Genomic DNA, 17,065 nt, shown 5'->3' on the forward strand with positions numbered 1-17,065 from the left:
GCTGGAGGGCGTGATCGCCGTCCGCGACTGGCTGCCCGCCGACGCGCTCGGCATCACCAACGAACTCGGCCGCTTGAGCACCGCCTCCGGATCGCGGGCGACCGCGGCCCAGGCCGTGGCCAGCAGGCCCAGCGTCCGGGCGAAGGCGGCGCTGTGGCGGCCGAGTTCGTTGGTGATGCCGAGCGCGTCGGCGGGCAGCCAGTCGCGGACGGCGATCACGCCCTCCAGCCACGCCGTCAGGGCGCGGGCCTCCGTGGCGCGCACCTCGTGCCCGGCGAGGCGCACCAGGGCACCGTCGCGCATCTCGTAGGCGACGAGGCTCGCGCCGTCCGTGGCGAGGCCGACGTAGCGCTGGCCCGTGGCCCGCTCGCGCTCGGGCAGGTAGCGGGCGAGCTGCGCCTCGGCCGCCACGCGCTCCCGGCGCAGGTCCGCCTTGATCTCGATCACGGTGCGGCCGAGCAGGGCGTCCGCCCGGCCGTTGACCTCAGGTAATCTCCGCTCGAACGCGATCTGGTCGCTGCGCGCGCCGAGCGCGTCGGTCAGGAGACGGTGGAGGAGCGCCCGGACCTTCTCGTGCCCTGGGCGTCCGACGAGTTCGGTGACGACGGTTTCGAGAGCATCATCGCTGATCGGCATCGACGGACCCGGCTGTGGCGGGCCACGTTCAATCACCTCAGGTTATTTTTCAAGCCGGATACGCCGATTTATCACACCTCAGGTCATTACGCGCCAGACCATTCGCAGTGCATCGCGTCGCCTGCCCACGCCCTCCGGACCGAGCATTGCCGGCTCGCCTCGCGTCCTTGCGGAAACGGCTGAATGCTGTGGCGGCCGGGGCCTGCCGCCTGTATCTCCCGTGGGCGCGGACCGGGGCGTCGGGCGCGGACAGCGAGGTCGGGAAGATGCAGAGCTTCGTTCGAGCCAAACTGCACGGCATCCGGGTCACGGGGGCCGACCTCGATTATCACGGCTCCATCACCCTCGATGCCGACCTCTGCCGCGAGGCGGGGCTCGATCCGCTGGAATTCGTCGAGATCTGGAACAAGATGTCGGGTGCCCGGATCAGCACCTACGTGCTCTACGGGCCGGCCGGCTCCGGCTGCTGCGTCCTGAACGGGGCGGCGGCGCGGACCTGCCAGGTCGGCGACGTGGTGATCATCGCCTCCACCACCTACGGGGCCGTGGACGACGTGATCGCCCACAAGCCGCGGGTCCTGATCTTCGGTGAGGGCAACGTCGTCACGGACCGGGTGGCCTACGACGTCTTTCGCGACGAGTCGGGGCGCCTCGACATGCGGATCGTCGAAGCGGGGACGGGCACGGAGGAGGCGCCGCGCATCGCGCGCAACGTCCGGGTCGCGTGAGGCGCGCCTGACTCCTCAATCGTCCATCTTCAGCGCTGCGATGAACGCCTCCTGCGGGATCTCCACCCGGCCGAACTGGCGCATCTTCTTCTTGCCCTCCTTCTGCTTGTCCAGGAGCTTGCGCTTGCGGGAGATGTCGCCGCCGTAGCACTTGGCGGTCACGTCCTTGGACAGGGCCTTGATGGTCTCGCGGGCGATGATCTTGCCGCCCAAGGCGGCCTGGACCGGGATCTGGAACAGGTGGCGAGGAATCAGGTCCTTCAGCTTCTCGCACATGGCGCGACCGCGATGCTCGGCCCGGCTGCGGTGGACCAGCATGGACAGGGCGTCGACAGGCTCGGCGTTGACCAGGATCGACATCTTCACGAGGTCGCCCTCGCGATAGTCGGAGATGTGGTAGTCGAAGCTGGCATAGCCCTTCGAGATCGATTTCAGACGATCGTAGAAGTCGAACACCACCTCGTTGAGCGGCAGGTCGTAGACGACCATGGCGCGTTTTCCGACGTAGTTGAGGTCGACCTGGGTGCCGCGCCGGTCCTGGCAGAGCTTGAGCACGCCGCCCAGGTGCTCGTCCGGGGTGAGGATGGTGGCGCGAATCCAGGGTTCTTCGATGGCCGAGATCTTCATCACGTCCGGCATGTCGGCCGGGTTGTGCAGTTCCTTCGTGCTCCCGTCCGTCATGGCGAGGCGGTAGACGACGGAGGGAGCGGTCGAGATCAGGTCGAGGTTGAACTCGCGCTCCAGGCGCTCCTGGATGATCTCGAGGTGGAGCAGCCCCAGGAAGCCGCAGCGGAAACCGAAGCCCAAGGCAGCGCTGGTCTCCATCTCGTAGGTGAAGCTCGCGTCGTTCAGGCGCAGCTTGCTCATGGCGCTGCGCAGGGTCTCGAACTCGGCCGCGTCGACGGGGAAGAGCCCGCAGAACACCACCGACTGCACGTCCTTGAAGCCCGGGAGCATCTCCTTGCACGGGCGCTTGTCCTCGGTCAGCGTGTCGCCGACGCGGGTGTCGGCAACCTCCTTGATCGAGCCGGTGAAGAAGCCGACCTCGCCGGGGCCGAGCTCGCCGATGTCGGACATCTTCGGCCGGAACACGCCGATCTTGTCGACGCCGTGCACGGCGTCGGCCCGCATCATGCGGATGTTCATGCCCTTCTTGAGCACGCCGTCGACAATGCGCACCAGCACGACGACGCCGAGATAGACGTCGTACCAGCTGTCCACCAGCAGCGCCTTCAGGGGCGCGTCGCGGTCGCCCTTGGGCGGCGGCAGGCGGGTGACGATCGCCTCCAGCACCGCCTCGATGTTCAGCCCGCTCTTGGCCGAGATCGCCACGGCCTGCGAGGCGTCGATGCCGATCACCTCCTCGATCTGCGCGCGGATGCGCTCGGGCTCGGCGGCCGGCAGGTCGATCTTGTTGAGGACGGGGACGATCTCGTGGTCGGCGTCGAGCGCCTGGTAGACGTTGGCCAGCGTCTGCGCCTCGACCCCCTGCGAGGCGTCCACCACCAGCAGCGAGCCCTCGCAGGCGGCCAGCGACCGGGAGACCTCGTAGGCGAAGTCCACGTGGCCGGGGGTGTCCATCAGGTTCAGGATGTAGTCCTTGCCGTCCTCCGCGCGGTATTCGAGCCGCACGGTCTGGGCCTTGATGGTGATGCCGCGCTCCTTCTCGATGTCCATCGAGTCGAGCATCTGCTCGCTCATGTCGCGCAGGGCCACGGTGCCGGTGGTCTGGATCAGCCGGTCGGCCAGCGTCGACTTGCCATGGTCGATATGGGCGACGATCGAGAAGTTGCGGATGTTGTCGATCGGCGAAGTCGTCATCGATGGGGATCTCCGGCGCAAGGCTCGCCAGCCCGCCTGGGCTCCGCTGCGCGCCGTCTGATAAGGGGAAGTCGTCTGGTCGCCCGCGGGATAGCAGTGCCGGGCAGGCACGCCAAGCATGGCCTGTGTCCCGGCTGCACCTCGGATTCCGGCAGGCGCACACTATCTAAGCCTTATTCCCTCCGCGCGATCCTGTGCCTTGGGCAACGAAGCGGAGCATTGCGGCCATGGCTCGCACACCCCCCAACGGGCGCTCGCCCTCCATGTCGATGACGGATTTCAACGCACGCGTCCGCCGTGTGCTCGAAGGCAGCGAACCGGTGACGGCGGGCACGCAGAAGTCCGGCCCGAACTGGACGCGCCGCCGCTCCCGCCTGCCTGCCACGCCGGAAGCGGCACAGAGCGAGGCCGCGCCCGCCGAGACGCCCGAGGCCGCCGCCGAGGAAGTTTGAACGACCGTCCGGTCTTCCCTCGCGCCGGTCCGAGCGTGTCGGCGACACCGGTGAATCGGAGGCTCGATCCCGACCCGCTTGGGACTTGGCCTTCCCCGCATGGCGCCGCCCGCATCCGGTCGGGCCGTGCGGTCTAGTTCGGCTCCGACGAGGCGGCGGACTTGCGCGCATCCGCGGCCATGACGACGAGGGCCTTGCGGAGCGCCCCCATCTCCGTGACCGGGCCGGGATAGGTCACCCGCGCCGTCCGGTCGCCCGCCATCAGGTCCATCCCCTCCGGGTCGAGGCCGGTGAGGCGCCAGGCACCCTCCCCGTCCGCGCCCGCATAGAGGGCGAGGGCGTCGGCGTGGTCCGCATTCATGTGCTCGACGGCGCCGCGCTCGCCCGCCACGATCGCCTCCGCTCCGGTGAGGTCGAGGAGCAGTTCGGCCCGCGTCAGGGTCGCGGCCTTGGCGAAGCCTCCGTTGAGGTGGCCGGCGGACGGCTCCAGGGCGAAGAAGCCGAAGTCCGGGAAGTCCGCGTAGAGCTTCGCCTTCGGGTGGCGGGCGAGGAAGCGTTCGCGGGCGCGCGGCACTTCGATCCGGTCGGCACGGCCCGCCACCGTCAGACGCGGATGGGCCAGGGGATCGCCCTTGCCGCCGGCGCTGAACAGCAGGGAGCAGCGCGGGTCTGCCATCAGGTTGCGCGTATGCGCCGAGAGCCGCGAGAGCAGCATCAGGGGCGTGCCGTCCACGTCGGTGGCGATGGTCACCAGGGAGGCGAAAGGCGTCCCGTCCGAATCGAGGGTGGCCAGCGCCCCGGAGCGGATGCTGCGCAGGAGTTTTCGCGAAAGGCCGACCGCGTCGAAGGGAGCCTGCGCCGCCGGCAGCGGCCGGGCGGGACCGGCCCGCTCGGGTGTGGTGTCCTCGCCCATCGGCCATCCCTTCACGCGGATCGAAAAAAGTCCTGACTCGGGCGGATCATAGCCGCAGCCGGGTGGCGCGGACGAGGCCCGGCGCCCGCGGCGCGTTGGCCTGTTACGGCCAAGCTACCACCACCGCTCGCTTTTTTCGATCGATCATACTAAAGCACCAGTCCCTTCCGCGTGAAACGAAACCCCGCCATCCGGCGTGGGGGCCGTGTTCGCGCTCTCGCTTGCCCCGCCAGGGGCCGGACCCGGTTCGCCGGACGGTGCGTCCCGTCCGCACGCCGCTTCCGTACAGTCAGGGAACGCGCATGCCGACCATCGCCCTCGTCGACGACGACCGCAACATCCTCACCTCCGTGTCGATCGCGCTGGAGACCGAAGGCTACCGCATCCAGACCTACACCGACGGAGCCTCGGCGCTGGACGGCCTGAAGCACTCGCCCCCCGACCTCGCGATCTTCGACATCAAGATGCCGCGCATGGACGGGATGGAGCTTCTCAGGCGCCTGCGGCAGAAATCGGACCTTCCGGTGATCTTCCTCACCTCGAAGGACGAGGAGATCGACGAGCTGTTCGGCCTCAAGATGGGCGCGGACGACTTCATCCATAAGCCGTTCTCGCAGCGCCTGCTGGTGGAGCGGGTGAAGGCGGTGCTGCGCCGCTTCGCCCCCAAGGACGGTCCGGGCGCGGCCGCCCGCGAGGCGGATGCGGCCGCCCGCTCCCTGGAGCGCGGCTCCCTGATGATGGACCCGGAGCGCCACACGTGCACCTGGAAGGGCGAGCCGGTGACGCTCACGGTCACCGAGTTCCTGATCCTCCAGGCGCTGGCCCACCGCCCCGGCGTGGTGAAGAGCCGCAACGCCCTGATGGATGCGGCCTACGACGACCAGGTCTACGTGGACGACCGCACGATCGACAGCCACATCAAGCGGCTGCGCAAGAAGTTCAAGGTGACCGACACCAACTTCGACATGATCGAGACCCTCTACGGCGTCGGCTACCGCTTCAAGGAAAGCTGAGCCCTTTCCGGAGCCGTACCGAAGCCGACGAGACCCCGAGCCACCGTGCCGCCCCTGACCGACGAAAGCCCGCGCCGGCCCCCCCTGACGCGGCCGCTGCGATGGCCGCGTGCCCTATGGGACGGGATCGGCCAGCGTGCCGCCTCCAGCCTGACCCGCCGGATCGTGGTGCTGAACCTCGTTGGGTTGATCGCGCTGCTGCTCGGCTTCCTCTACCTGAACCAGTTCCGACAGGGGCTGATCCAGGCCCGCGTCCAGAGCCTCGCGATCCAGGGCGAGATCATCGCGAGCGCACTCGCGGCGTCCGCATCCGTCGAGACCGACACGATCCGCGTCGACCCGGACAAGCTGCTCCAGCTCCAGGCCGGCGAGGGCGCAGCCGCCGAGGAGGAATCCTCGCCGCTCGCCTTCTCGATCAACCCGGAGCGGGTCGCGCCTCTCCTGTCGCGCCTGGTCACGCCCACCGGCAACCGGGCGCGTGTCTACGACCAGGAGGGCGGCCTCCTGTTCGACACGCGTTCGCAATTCGGCCGCGACGGCGCGCGCGGCGACGTGTCCGGGCAGCGTCCGCACAAGCGCAGCGTCCTGGAGCAGGCCTTCGACTTCGTGCAGCAGAAGGTCTCCGCCCTGTTCGGGGGTCGCGGCAAGCCGCAGGAGGAGGTCGGGCCGGCCAACGGCCATTCCCTGCGCGAGGTCCAGACGGCGCTGAACGGCGCCCGCGGCAACCTCGTGCGCCGCAACGAGTTCGGCGAGACCGCGGTCTCGGTGGCGGTGCCGATCCACCGGGGCGGTTCGGTGCGGGGCGCCCTCCTGCTCTCGACCCAGGGTGATTCGATCGACCGGGTCATCGCCTCGGAGCGGTTCGGCCTGTTCCAGGTCTTCCTGGTCGCGGCCGTCATCATGGTCGTGCTTTCGATCCTGCTCGCGGGCGCCATCGCCGGGCCGGTGCGGCGTCTGGCCGAGGCTGCCGAGAAGGTCCGCATGGGCATCAAAACCCGCGAGGAGATCCCGGACTTCACCAGCCGGACGGACGAGATCGGCCACCTCTCGGGCGCGCTGCGCGACATGACCCAGGCGCTCTACCGCCGAATCGATGCCATCGAGAGCTTTGCCGCCGACGTCAGCCACGAGCTGAAGAACCCGCTGACCTCGCTGCGCAGCGCCGTCGAGACCCTGCCGCTCGCCAGGAACGACGATTCGCGCGGCCGCCTGATGGCGATCATCCAGCACGACGTGAAGCGCCTCGACCGGCTGATCAGCGACATCGCCGACGCCTCGCGGCTCGACGCGGAACTCGCCCGCGCCGAGGCCCGCCGGGTCGACCTGCGCAAGCTCCTGACGACGGTGGTCTCGGTGGCCAACGAGCGCAAGCGCCCCAAGGACTGCCTGATCCAGCTCGACGTGGACGCCCCGGCCGAGCAGGATTCGCCCTTCGCGATCGTCGGCCACGACAGCCGCCTGGGCCAGGTGGTCAACAACCTCCTCGACAACGCCCGCTCGTTCTCGCCGACCGAGGCCAAGGTGCGGGTGGCGCTCCGGCGGGTGCGCGGCGAGGTCGAACTGATCTGCGAGGACGAGGGCCCCGGCATCCCCGAGCACGCCCTGGAACGCATCTTCGAGCGCTTCTACACCGACCGGCCCGAACAGGGATTCGGCCAGAATTCCGGGCTCGGCCTCTCGATCTCCCGCCAGATCGTCCAGGCCCATCGGGGGTCCATCCGTGCCGAGAACCGGCCCGGTCCCGCCGACGAGGACGGCGAGCCGACCGTGCGCGGCGCCCGCTTCATCGTGCGCCTGCCCGCCGCCCCCCGGCAGCTCGCCCAGACATGACGGACACGTCCCCGTCGATCGGCACGGCAGGGGACGGGACGACGGTCCATGCAACCTGCATCGTCGTCGGCGAGGCGGGCGTGCTGATCCGCGGCGAGGCGGGGGCCGGGAAGACGAGCCTCGCCCTCGCCCTGATCGATTGCGTCACCGGGACGGGACGGTTCGCGGCACTCGTCGGCGACGATCGGATAAGGCTGGAGCGGCACGACGGCCGCCTCGTCGCCCGCCCGCATCCTGCGGTCGCGGGGCTCGCCGAGATTCGCGGATTCGGGATCGCCGCGACCGATTGGCTGCCGGCTGCCGTGCTGCGCCTCGTGGTCGACCTCGTCGCGGCCGCCCCGCGCCTGCCGCCGCCTCCGGCCGACGCCGTGATCCTCGACGTGGCCCTGCCGCGCCTCGTCATCGACCGGCCCATGCGGGATGTCGGCCTCGCGCCCACCCTCGTGCTGCGGGCGCTGGGCGTGTCTTCGCAGCCGCACACGACAGGGGAGTTGGACACGCGCTGGCAGCCCCATAGCGCGCTGCCTGTGAGCGTGGCATGATGATGACCACGCTTCGAGCAAAACGTCGCGAGCGCCTTGTGTCCGCGATTGCGGTGCACAACATGGCGGCTCCACTCACAGGACGCCGGAATACGTGTCGATGATTGGCATGGTGCTTGTCACCCACGGGCTGCTCGCGACCGAATTCAAGGCCGCATTGGAGCACGTCGTCGGTCCGCAGGAGCAGATCGAGACGATTACGATCGGGCCCGAGGACGACATGGAATTGCGGCGGCGGGACATCATGTCCGCGGTCGGCCGCGTGAACACCGGCGAGGGCGTGGTGGTCCTCACCGACATGTTCGGCGGCACGCCGTCGAACCTCGCCCTCTCGTGTATGAACGGCGGCGCCGTCGAGGTGGTCGCCGGAATCAACCTGCCGATGCTGATCAAGCTCGCCAGCGTGCGGGACGAGGAATCCCTCGGGGACGCCGTGCTCCACGCCCAGGAAGCCGGCCGCAAGTACATCAACGTCGCCTCGCGCGTGCTCGCAGGCAAATAACGCCGCCTCGTACAACGTTACGTCGCGGATCGGACGTGCGAACCGGGCCCCCGAGCCGCCTTCCGTCGTCCCGCCGAACCCGTTAGGCAGAGGTTCACAGCGGACCGAGCTATTGGCCTTCGCCCGTTGCGGGCGACGTCGACGGAAGCACAGCCTCGCCGATGGACGACCTCTACGAAACGGACGACGATCCCCCGGTGCCCGAGGGTGGACTCCTGCGGACCCTGCCGATCATCAACAGGCGCGGGCTGCATGCGCGCGCCTCGGCCAAGTTCGTCCAGACCGTGGAGAAGTTCGGCGCCATCGTCGCCGTCACCCGCGCGGGCGAGACGGTGGGCGGGCGCTCGATCATGGGCCTGCTGACCTTGGGGGCCGCGCAGGGCACGTCCATCGCCGTCACCGCCGTCGGCACGGATGCAGAGGCGGCGCTCGACGCGATCACGGCCCTGCTCGCCAACCGATTCGGCGAGGACGAGTAGCCTCAGCCCTGCGCCGCGTGGCGCCAGGCCACGGAATGCGGCCCGGCACCGAGGCGGAGCGTTCCGGCCACGACCTCGCCCGACCGGCGCGCGAACTCCACCGACATCTGTTGCCGCCGGGCGAAGAGACGGCTCACCACGCGCACCAGCGCGGCCTCGGACGGGTCGGCGACGATCGGACGGGGGCCGCTGCGCGCATCGAGCGCCAGGAAGGTTTCGACGGCATCGCGAATCCGCGCGGGCTCGCGGATACGCTCGATCTCGGCAGGGGACTGGTAATCCTGCGGTCGGACGCCGACGACGCTGTCGGCGGGGATTGTTCGGGCCCGCACCACCGGACGCGACGACGCGACCAGGGTCGGAACCCGCGCCCCCGAAGAAGCGCCTGCCGGCTCCGCGCCGTCGAGGATCAGGGGCCGGCGCAGCGACCGGAGGCGTCCCCGAACGGCATCGGTCACGGCCTCCGCCCTCTCGCCGTCGATCACCGAAGCGGCGTTCGGCAGGCCGTGCGGCTGCCAGGGACGGGCGCGGGCGCGGCCCCAGACCGGGTGCGGCATCACCAAGGGCAGCACGCCGCGGAGGGCTTGCGCGCCGCGCGCATCCCGGTTCCAGGCCAGGGCGAAGGCGATCCGGCCGCCGGCGGGCCGGTGGCGGGCCAGCGTCAGCAGGTAGTCGGGGTCCTGGAGCGGGTCCGCCACCGCGTTGCGCGTCATCAGCGCCCGCCACGCTGCGACCGCCGCGTCGTCCACGGTGCCGGCCCGCTGCAGGTCGACCGTCCAGTCGTCCGCCGCGACCGCAGCATCCTGCCGCCCGGTCGAGACCTCGTCCGCAGCGGAGAGGGAGAGACCGCCCTGGATCACCGTGAAGCGTCGCGTCATGGTCGCAGATCCCGTTTTTCCGCAGATCCGTCCCGTTTCGGGACAGGCGGCGCCCCGCAGGCGCCTTTCGGGATCGATGCTTCAAGGACGGTGCCGCCGGCTCACCCCCCGGGGATGGCGAGGGGGTTGTCGGTCAGGGCCGCCGCGTCCGGCGCGTCGGGGCGCGGCCGGCCGAGGAAGGCGTCCCAGAGGCGGGTGACGAAGGCCGGGTCGAGGTCGCGCACGATCAGGACGAGGCGCGAGGTGCGGTCGGCGTCGGGCCAGGCCGGCAGGGTCACGGGGGCGTGCACCACGTGCTGCACGCCGTGCACCACGACCGGGCGGTCCGGGTCGTCGGCAAGCGCCACCAGACCCTTGAGGCGCAGCAGCTTCGGGCCGTGGCCGGAGCGCAGCAGATCCAGGAACATCTCGAAGGTGGCGCGCGGCACCGGCACGTCGCTGACCAGGGAGAAGGCCCGGATCGACGCATCGTGCCGGTTCACGTCGTGGTGGTGGTGTCCGTGCTCCGCGCCCTGCGCCGCCTCGGCGCCGAGCCAGGCGCGCACGTCCGCGCCCTTGCCGTCGAGGCCGAAGAAGCCGCCGAGCAGGGTCTCGGCCGCAACGTCGGGCGGATCGACCGGCGCCGAGGGGTTCAGCGCGCGCAGGCGCGCCCGGAGCGGCGCCGTATCGCCGGTAAGGTCGGCCTTGGCGAGGACGATACGATCGGCCACCGCCGCCTGCCGCAGGGCCTCGGGATGCGCGTCCAGGGTCGCCTGCCCGTTGACCGCGTCGACCACCGTGACCACGCCCTGGAGCCGATAGCGCAGGACGAGATACGGGTGGTAGATCAGCGCGTGCAGGATCGGCGCCGGGTCGGCGAGCCCCGTGGTCTCGATCACCACGCGGCGGAAGGGCGTGATGCGGCCGTTGTCGCGCTTGCGCAGCAGGTCTTCCAGCGTCGCGATCAGGTCGCCGCGCACGGTGCAGCAGAGGCAGCCGGCGCCGAGCAGGATCATGTCCTCGTCCACCCGCTCGATCAGCAGGTGGTCGAGGCCGATCTCGCCGAACTCGTTGACGATGACGACGGTGTCGGCCAGCGCCGGATCGCGCAGCAGGCGGTTGAGCAGCGTGGTCTTGCCGGCTCCGAGGAAGCCCGTGAGCACGGTAAGCGGGATCGGCTCCGGGCGGCGCGAGTCCTGGGTCATGCCCCCCGCCTACAGCATCGACCCGAACCATGGGAGCCGGTTTTCGGCAGAAGCCGATGCGCAGACGGGAGTCTGCAGGCTTCGACCCCGGACGGGCCCCGGCTCCGGACTACTCCGCAGCCTTCGCGGTGGGTCGCGCCTTTGCGGGCTGGGCCTTCGCGGGCTGGGCCTTGGGCGCGGCCTTGGCGTCCGTGTGCGACGCCTTCACCGCGGGTTTCGGCCTGGCCTTGGCCGCGGGGATCACCGGTGCCTCGACGGAGGTGTAGGCCGTCGCCGTGCGCGGGACGCCGCCGCCATGGGCGGCGGCCTTCACGGCCGGTTTCGCGGCGGGCTTGGCGGCAACCGCCTTCGGAGCGTTGGCCTTGTCGGTCCGCCCCTTCTCGAGCTTGGCCTCCCGGGCCTGCTTGGCCGCCTCCTTGGCCGCCTCGCGCTTGGCCTTGGCAGCCTCGAGCTTGGCGGTCCTGGCCGTGGCGGCCGCGTTCTTCTCGGCCTGCTCCTGCTCGCTCAGCAGGGTCTCGCCCTCGGCCGGGTTGCGGCCGATCCAGACGGCGATGGGCTGGAGGGGGGCACGCGGCGGCAGGACGCGGTTGCGCATGGCCGCGCTGTTGAAGGCGGCCAGCGCCACGGCGGGGGAATTCGCGGCGCTGCCGCTCATGAGCTGGGCGACGGCGTTGTCGGCGCCCCCCGCGGAGATCGCGCCGGGGCCCTCCTCGATCGGCACGGGCTTGCGCCGGTCGCAGACGTAGGGGCGCATGTCCGGCGGGGCGGCGGCGTTGGAGGGGGCCAGGGATTCCAGGGTCTGGCTGGTCCAGCCCGTCGACTGGCCGAAGCCGTAATCGAACAGGTCGGCGGCCTTGATGTCGCGCTCGCGGGCGCTGGGCTGGCCCATGACCACGGTGATGATCCGGCGCCCGTTGCGGGTGGCGCTCGCCACCACGTTGAAGCCGCCCGAACAGATGAAGCCGGTCTTCATCCCGTCCGCGCCGGCATAGCGCCCGAGCAGGCCGTTGTGGTTGGCCATCACCGAGCGGCCGAACTGGATCGCCGAGATCGAGAACAGGTCGCGGGAATCGGGGAAGTCGCGCATCAGGGCGCGGCCGAGCACCGCCATGTCGCGCGCCGAGGTCCATTGCCGAGGATCGGGCAGGCCGTTGGCGTTGTACCAGCGGCTCTCGTGCATGCCGATGCGCCGGGACGTCTCGTTCATGATGTCGGCGAAGCCCTCGACGGTGCCGCCCAGGTTCTCGCCGATCGCGTAGGCCACGTCGTTGGCCGACTTGACCATGATGATCTTGAGGGCGTTGTCGAGGGTGAGCTGCGTGCCGGGCCGGAAGCCCATCTTCGAGGGCGGCTCGGAGGCGGCCCCGGCCGAGATGGTGATGAGGCTGTCCAGGGAGACCTTGCCCTGGCGCACCATGTCGAGGGCGACGTAGGCGGTCATCAGCTTGGTGATCGAGGCCGGGAACCATGGGTCGGTGGCGGCCTGTCCGTAGATCACCTTTCCGGAATCCACCTCCACCACCAGGATCGGCGCCGTGACGGCGCCGGCGGCACCTGCGCCGAAGAGGCTCGCGCAGAGCGCGAGGCCGAGGGTGAGGCGCCTTACGATTGGGTTCGACATCAGGCCTGGCTCGAAGTGGAACGCTGCATCGGCACCGCAATCGACGGGCCGCGCGTGACTGCACCGCGCGAGCCCCCTCCGCCGCGCAGCCGACCCGTTCAACGCGGGCACCGTGGCAAGAGGATGGCGGTCCCGGGACTAGGCATGCACGACGCGGTGGTGGCGTGCGGACGCGTCCGGTCCTATGTGCAGCGCGAAGTAAGCGCCCGCGTGCGGGCGACACGCGCACCCCGGCCGTCCCGGCGCGGCAAGGCGAGACGATGGCGTACGCGGTCAAGGAAATCTTCCATACGCTGCAGGGCGAAGGGGCGCAGGCCGGGCGCGCGGCGGTGTTCTGCCGCTTTGCGGGCTGCAACCTCTGGTCCGGCCGCGAGGAGGACAGGGCCGAGGCCGCCTGCCGGTTCTGCGACACCGACTTCGTGGGCCTGGACGGCGAGGGCGGGGGCCGATTCGCCACCGCGCCGGCGCTGGCCGACGCCGTCGCCGCGGCCTGGGGCGGCGGTGCCCACGGCCGCTACGTGGTCTTCACCGGGGGCGAACCGCTCCTGCAGCTCGACGCCGCCCTGATCGAGGCCGTGCACGGGCGCGGCTTCGAGATCGCGGTGGAGACCAACGGCACCCTGCCGGCGCCGCCCGGCATCGATTGGGTCTGCGTCAGCCCCAAGGCCGGCAACCCGCTGGTGCAGAGGAGCGGGCACGAACTGAAGCTGGTCTTCCCGCAGGCCGGCCTCGACCCCGAGAGCCTGACCGGCCTCGCCTTCCGCCACCGCTGGCTCCAGCCGATGGATGGGCCGGCGGCCGCCGAGAACACCGGCGCCGCGGTTGCCTATTGCCGGAGCGACGCCCGCTGGCGGCTCTCGCTCCAGACCCACAAGATCATCGGTATTCCGTGATTCCGCCAATCCCCGGTGGACCGCCTCCGCGACGAGACCGTTTCGCTTCCCATGAGACGGGAAATCGGAAACGATCGGCGTCGATACGACAGGAGGACGATGCGGGTGGACGTTTGTGTTTCCGCGGCTGGAGCGGACGCCCGTTTTCAGGGCGCGAAACCCCGCGCCGGAACCGGCGCCTGACCGCCCCTGCATGACACTCGCGCCAACCGATCGAACGGAGGGAATCTGGCCGATCGACCCCGATCCGGCGATTACGAACCTGTCCGCCCGCCAGCTCTGGTCCTTCGCGGAGGATGGCGCGCGCTCGGTCGAGACCGCCGGCGCGCGGCTGTCGGCGGAGGATGCCCGGCTTCCCTTCCTCGGCATCCGGCGCGATGCCCGTGGACGGGCCTATCCGGCTGCGTTCGCCTTCTGCCCCGAGACCGGGGTGGGATTGCCCCCGCCCTGCGCCCCGTCCGACGAGCCGGAGACGTTGGAGATCGACCCCGACCGATCCGAGGAGATCGCGCTGACGGAGGGCGTGCCCTTCCTGTTCCACGCCGGCCGGCCCGATTCCCCGTACCTGTTCCAGGAGAACCTCGGCGCCCTCGAATGGTGGGACCCGGCCGGGCGTGCCTGGATCGCGATGGGCCGCCTGCCGCCGGTCGGCCTCCCGGCCTGGTCCCATGCCCTCGCCGCGACCCCCGACGGGCTCGCCTTCGCGACGGGCGACGCGTTGGTGGTCGTCCCGCTGCCGCAGCTCGGACCGGAGCTGACCCGCAGCGAGATCGGACCGCCGGGCCTGCGATTCCTGGGCGCACCGGCCTGGATGCCGGGGGAACTCGTCGCGCCGGCCTTGCGGGAGGGCCGCCTCGTGCTCTGCCGCCTGCCGATGCGCGGCGGGATGCCGTGCGCGGACCCGACCCTCGACACGCTCGGCGCCGCCGACGGAGCCGCCTTCGCGCGGCCCGTCGCCAACAGGCTCGGCGACCGGGTCTGGCCCGGCACGACCGGCTTCCTGTCCTGCCCCGCCGGCCTGGAGGGGGCGAGGCTCCAGCCCTGGCCGGAGGGCTTCGAGCCGGTGCTGGCGCAAGCGCCCTATCGCGACGGCAGCGAGGTCTTCCATCAGCTCGGCATGCGGGAGGGCCGCTACCATTATGCCGCCCTGGACCGGACGGGCGCGCTGCACCGCCTCAACGGCCCGCACCTCGCGGCCGGAACGGTGAGCTACAGCGGGTCCGAGCGCTTCTCCCCGCCCTGGGCCGAGCCGGCCGAGGCGCTGACGCTGGGGGCCTACGGCGGCAGCCTGCTGGTGCCGCTCCTGTCGCTCCCCCGCGACGCGGTGCTGCTGGCCGTGCGGCTCGACGGGGGCCTGGGCGACTTCATCCGCGGCCGCCGCCTGCGCCGCCCCGTGACGGGCTACGTCCTGCACCACGCCCACGGGGCCGGCCTGCGGCGGCTGCCGGTGAGCCTGGAGATCTGCGCGATCGACGACGCGGCCGCGTTCCTGCGGGACGGCGCCCTCCACCTCTACAGCCGGGCGGAGCGGCGCTGCCACCGTCTGCCCCTGCGTGCCCGATGAGGGTTCCGGCAGTCGCGCTCCTGCTGCTGGTCCTCGCGGCGCTCTGCGCTCCGGCGCGGGCGCAGGGCGTGCCGCAGGTCTTCCTGGTGCAGAACTCGGGCTGGATGGAGCCCTTCCTGACGGCCAAGGATTCCCGCTTCCGCCCGCTGGTGCGTGCGCTCGCGGGTGCCACGCGCGGCGTCGACGGCCCGGTGGCGGTGGCCGCCTTCAACCAGGACGGACAGGTGGCCGGGCGCGCCTCGCCGCAGGTGCTGTTCGAGGGCGCCTACGACGACGCCCGCATCGCCGCCGCCATCGAGGCGATCGACCTGCCGTTCAAGAAGGGCACGCGCGCCTACGCAGACGCCGACTTCAACGGGGCCCTCCTGGGCACGATCCGCACCCTGCTGCACGGGCGTGAGGGCGTGATCTGGATGGTCACGAACAACAAGAATTCCCCCGGCAACAGCCAGGAGGTCCAGCGCAACACGCAAGGGTTCTACGCGAGCCTGCGCGGGGCCGAGGCGATCACCCGGATCGTCGCCTATCCGGTGCGGATGCCCCTGCGCGGCGCGAATTTCTCCGAGGGCGGCTTCGTCGTCTACGGGATCGGCTACGGCGCGGGCGGCGGCCGGGCGCTGGACGCGATCCTCGCGAGCACCCCGATCCGCGCCCTGTTCAGCTTCCCCCCGGTCGGCCTGAAGCCGGTGCTCGACGCCCCCGTGAGCCTGCGCTTCGAGGGGCTGGACGCTGGCGGGCTGCGCGCGGGCATCGAGAACGGCGTGCTGGTGGTACGGGGCGCACGGGCCGCGGACGGCGCGACCCTGAGGCTCCAGGGGCGCCTGCACAACGGCTTCTATCCCCAGCGCATCGCCGCGGGGCGGGTGGAGCTGGCCTGGGCCGAGATCGGCGCGGAGGCCGCAGGCCTCGCACGCGCCGAGATCGCGCCGGGCCGCGTCGCGGATCTCGCGCCGCAGGCCGACAGCCCCCCCTTCACCGTGACCCTGACCCTGCCGCCGATCCCGCGGCCCTCCGGCTTGGCCGGCCTGCTGGCCGACGACCGGACCGTCGACGGCACCCTGGCGATCCGCCTGCGGGACATGCGACTCGACCTCGACCCGGCCTTCCTGGAGCGCATAAAACCGATCTTCGGCGGCGCCCTCTTCGCCGAGGGGCAGGCCCGCGCGATCGAGAGCCAGTTGCCCGACATCTTCCTGGATTTCCGCCGCGTGTCGGAGACGGCCACGACCCTGCCGGTGCGGATCGAGGTCGGCTTCTCCCCCTGGCCGCTGGTCGGCGCGGGCGCGGGCACCCTCGCCCTGCTGGCCGCCCTGGGCTTGAGTGCGGTCGCGGCCAACCGGCCCCGGACGAGCCCCGTGATGCTCGGCTCCTTCCTACGGCAGGTGACCCTCAAGCCCTTCCGGGCGCAGGTCCTGCGGGCCCCGGACGGGAGCCGGTGGCGCGTCCGCCGCGGCCTGTTCGGTGCCGCCGGGGCGAGCCGGCTGCCGGAGACGGGTTCGTGAGGCCGTCCCTCGTCCCCGGCTTCGTGATACCCGCATCCGGATGTCCCCGATGATCACCCTCGCGCAGAACCAGCCCCAGGGGGACTTCACCATCCCCGCCCCGGCGCCTGCCGCACCCGGCCAACCGGCCCCGCCCCGCGCGGGCACACAGACTGACCCCACCCCGTTCTCCGGCCTCGACCGGAGCCCGAGCACCACCGACACCGTTCTGGGCGCGGGGCTCCTCGTGGTTCTGGCGGTGGTGTTCCTGTTCGTGCGGCAGGGGGTACGCACCCATCTCGTCGGGCGCCGGGCGGCCCTCGATGCGGCCAACGGCGCGAGCTGGATGCTATTCTCCGCGCTGATGCTGACGGCCGGCGTGCTGACGGCAGCGACCCTGGGCGGCCTGTGGCGGTACTGGCTCGGTGTCGGCGCGGCGCTCGCCCTCTGCGCCGTGCTGTTTATCGTCTTCGCAATCCTGTTCGTGCGCGCGCCCGGCCGGCGGCGCTGAACCACGGCGGCAATCGG

At 71.2% G+C, this 17,065-nt stretch carries 16 protein-coding genes and 1 pseudogene; 11 read left to right on the top strand and 6 right to left on the bottom strand.

What is annotated here, in order from left to right; genetic code table 11:
• A pseudogene (locus COGEMETH_RS18770) lies at positions 1-636 on the bottom strand (hypothetical protein); the annotation flags it as partial.
• A 266-nt stretch (positions 637-902) separates the two neighbouring features.
• On the opposite strand from COGEMETH_RS18770, the gene panD reads away from it, so the two are divergent.
• Positions 903-1,364, top strand: a complete 462-nt coding sequence (gene panD, locus COGEMETH_RS18775; RefSeq protein ID WP_238184125.1) for an aspartate 1-decarboxylase — start codon at positions 903-905, stop codon at positions 1,362-1,364.
• Positions 1,365-1,379: 15 nt separating this feature from the next.
• On the opposite strand, the gene lepA is transcribed toward panD, so the two are convergent.
• Positions 1,380-3,185, bottom strand: a complete 1,806-nt coding sequence (gene lepA, locus COGEMETH_RS18780; protein WP_238184126.1) for a translation elongation factor 4 — start codon at positions 3,183-3,185, stop codon at positions 1,380-1,382.
• Positions 3,186-3,412: 227 nt separating this feature from the next.
• On the opposite strand from lepA, the gene COGEMETH_RS18785 reads away from it, so the two are divergent.
• A complete protein-coding gene (locus COGEMETH_RS18785) occupies positions 3,413-3,637 on the top strand; it encodes a hypothetical protein (protein WP_238184127.1) in 225 nt (74 codons plus the stop codon).
• Between the two features lie 133 nt (positions 3,638-3,770).
• On the opposite strand, the gene COGEMETH_RS18790 is transcribed toward COGEMETH_RS18785, so the two are convergent.
• A complete protein-coding gene (locus COGEMETH_RS18790; protein ID WP_238184128.1) occupies positions 3,771-4,550 on the bottom strand; it encodes a HugZ family pyridoxamine 5'-phosphate oxidase in 780 nt (259 codons plus the stop codon).
• A 302-nt stretch (positions 4,551-4,852) separates the two neighbouring features.
• Here COGEMETH_RS18790 and COGEMETH_RS18795 point away from each other — a divergent pair, with 302 nt between their 5' ends.
• From COGEMETH_RS18795 to COGEMETH_RS18815, 5 genes are all read left to right on the top strand, one after another.
• A complete protein-coding gene (locus COGEMETH_RS18795) occupies positions 4,853-5,563 on the top strand; it encodes a response regulator transcription factor (RefSeq protein ID WP_238184129.1) in 711 nt (236 codons plus the stop codon).
• 45 nt (positions 5,564-5,608) lie between these two features.
• Positions 5,609-7,393 (top strand): sensor histidine kinase, encoded by a 1,785-nt coding sequence (locus COGEMETH_RS18800; protein ID WP_238184130.1) that lies wholly within the window; start codon positions 5,609-5,611, stop codon positions 7,391-7,393.
• The gene (locus tag COGEMETH_RS18805; protein ID WP_238184131.1) at positions 7,390-7,935 is read left to right on the top strand and encodes an HPr kinase/phosphorylase; all 546 of its coding nucleotides are present in this window, start codon (positions 7,390-7,392) and stop codon (positions 7,933-7,935) included. The genes COGEMETH_RS18800 and COGEMETH_RS18805 overlap by 4 nt, the downstream gene beginning before the upstream one ends.
• A gap of 100 nt (positions 7,936-8,035) precedes the next feature.
• Complete coding sequence (locus COGEMETH_RS18810; RefSeq protein WP_238184164.1) at positions 8,036-8,437, top strand: PTS sugar transporter subunit IIA; 402 nt, start codon at positions 8,036-8,038, stop codon at positions 8,435-8,437.
• Positions 8,438-8,598: 161 nt separating this feature from the next.
• Complete coding sequence (locus tag COGEMETH_RS18815) at positions 8,599-8,916, top strand: HPr family phosphocarrier protein (protein ID WP_238184132.1); 318 nt, start codon at positions 8,599-8,601, stop codon at positions 8,914-8,916.
• A 2-nt stretch (positions 8,917-8,918) separates the two neighbouring features.
• Here COGEMETH_RS18815 and COGEMETH_RS18820 read toward each other — a convergent pair whose 3' ends face one another.
• The 3 genes from COGEMETH_RS18820 to COGEMETH_RS18830 all read right to left on the bottom strand — a co-directional run bounded on the left by COGEMETH_RS18820 (position 8,919) and on the right by COGEMETH_RS18830 (position 12,599).
• On the bottom strand, positions 8,919-9,794 hold the full coding sequence (locus COGEMETH_RS18820; protein ID WP_238184133.1) for a GNAT family N-acetyltransferase: 876 nt from the start codon (positions 9,792-9,794) through the stop codon (positions 8,919-8,921).
• A 101-nt stretch (positions 9,795-9,895) separates the two neighbouring features.
• On the bottom strand, positions 9,896-10,978 hold the full coding sequence (locus tag COGEMETH_RS18825; protein ID WP_238184134.1) for a CobW family GTP-binding protein: 1,083 nt from the start codon (positions 10,976-10,978) through the stop codon (positions 9,896-9,898).
• 109 nt (positions 10,979-11,087) lie between these two features.
• Positions 11,088-12,599, bottom strand: coding sequence for a D-alanyl-D-alanine carboxypeptidase family protein (locus COGEMETH_RS18830; protein WP_238184135.1), 1,512 nt, complete (start codon positions 12,597-12,599; stop codon positions 11,088-11,090).
• Between the two features lie 260 nt (positions 12,600-12,859).
• Between COGEMETH_RS18830 and queE the strand changes: the two genes are divergently transcribed.
• From queE to COGEMETH_RS18850, 4 genes are all read left to right on the top strand, one after another.
• Positions 12,860-13,492, top strand: coding sequence for a 7-carboxy-7-deazaguanine synthase (gene queE / locus COGEMETH_RS18835; RefSeq protein WP_238184136.1), 633 nt, complete (start codon positions 12,860-12,862; stop codon positions 13,490-13,492).
• A gap of 193 nt (positions 13,493-13,685) precedes the next feature.
• The gene (locus COGEMETH_RS18840) at positions 13,686-15,056 is read left to right on the top strand and encodes a hypothetical protein (RefSeq protein WP_238184137.1); all 1,371 of its coding nucleotides are present in this window, start codon (positions 13,686-13,688) and stop codon (positions 15,054-15,056) included.
• Entirely contained in the window at positions 15,053-16,558 is a 1,506-nt protein-coding gene (locus COGEMETH_RS18845; RefSeq protein ID WP_238184138.1) for a hypothetical protein, read from the top strand. Before COGEMETH_RS18840 ends, COGEMETH_RS18845 begins: the two co-directional genes overlap by 4 nt.
• 49 nt (positions 16,559-16,607) lie before the next feature.
• Positions 16,608-17,048 (top strand): hypothetical protein, encoded by a 441-nt coding sequence (locus COGEMETH_RS18850; protein ID WP_238184139.1) that lies wholly within the window; start codon positions 16,608-16,610, stop codon positions 17,046-17,048.
• Positions 17,049-17,065: the final 17 nt, after the last annotated feature.

Origin of the sequence: Methylobacterium trifolii (assembly GCF_022179685.1) — a bacterium.
Taxonomy (GTDB): domain Bacteria; phylum Pseudomonadota; class Alphaproteobacteria; order Rhizobiales; family Beijerinckiaceae; genus Methylobacterium; species Methylobacterium trifolii.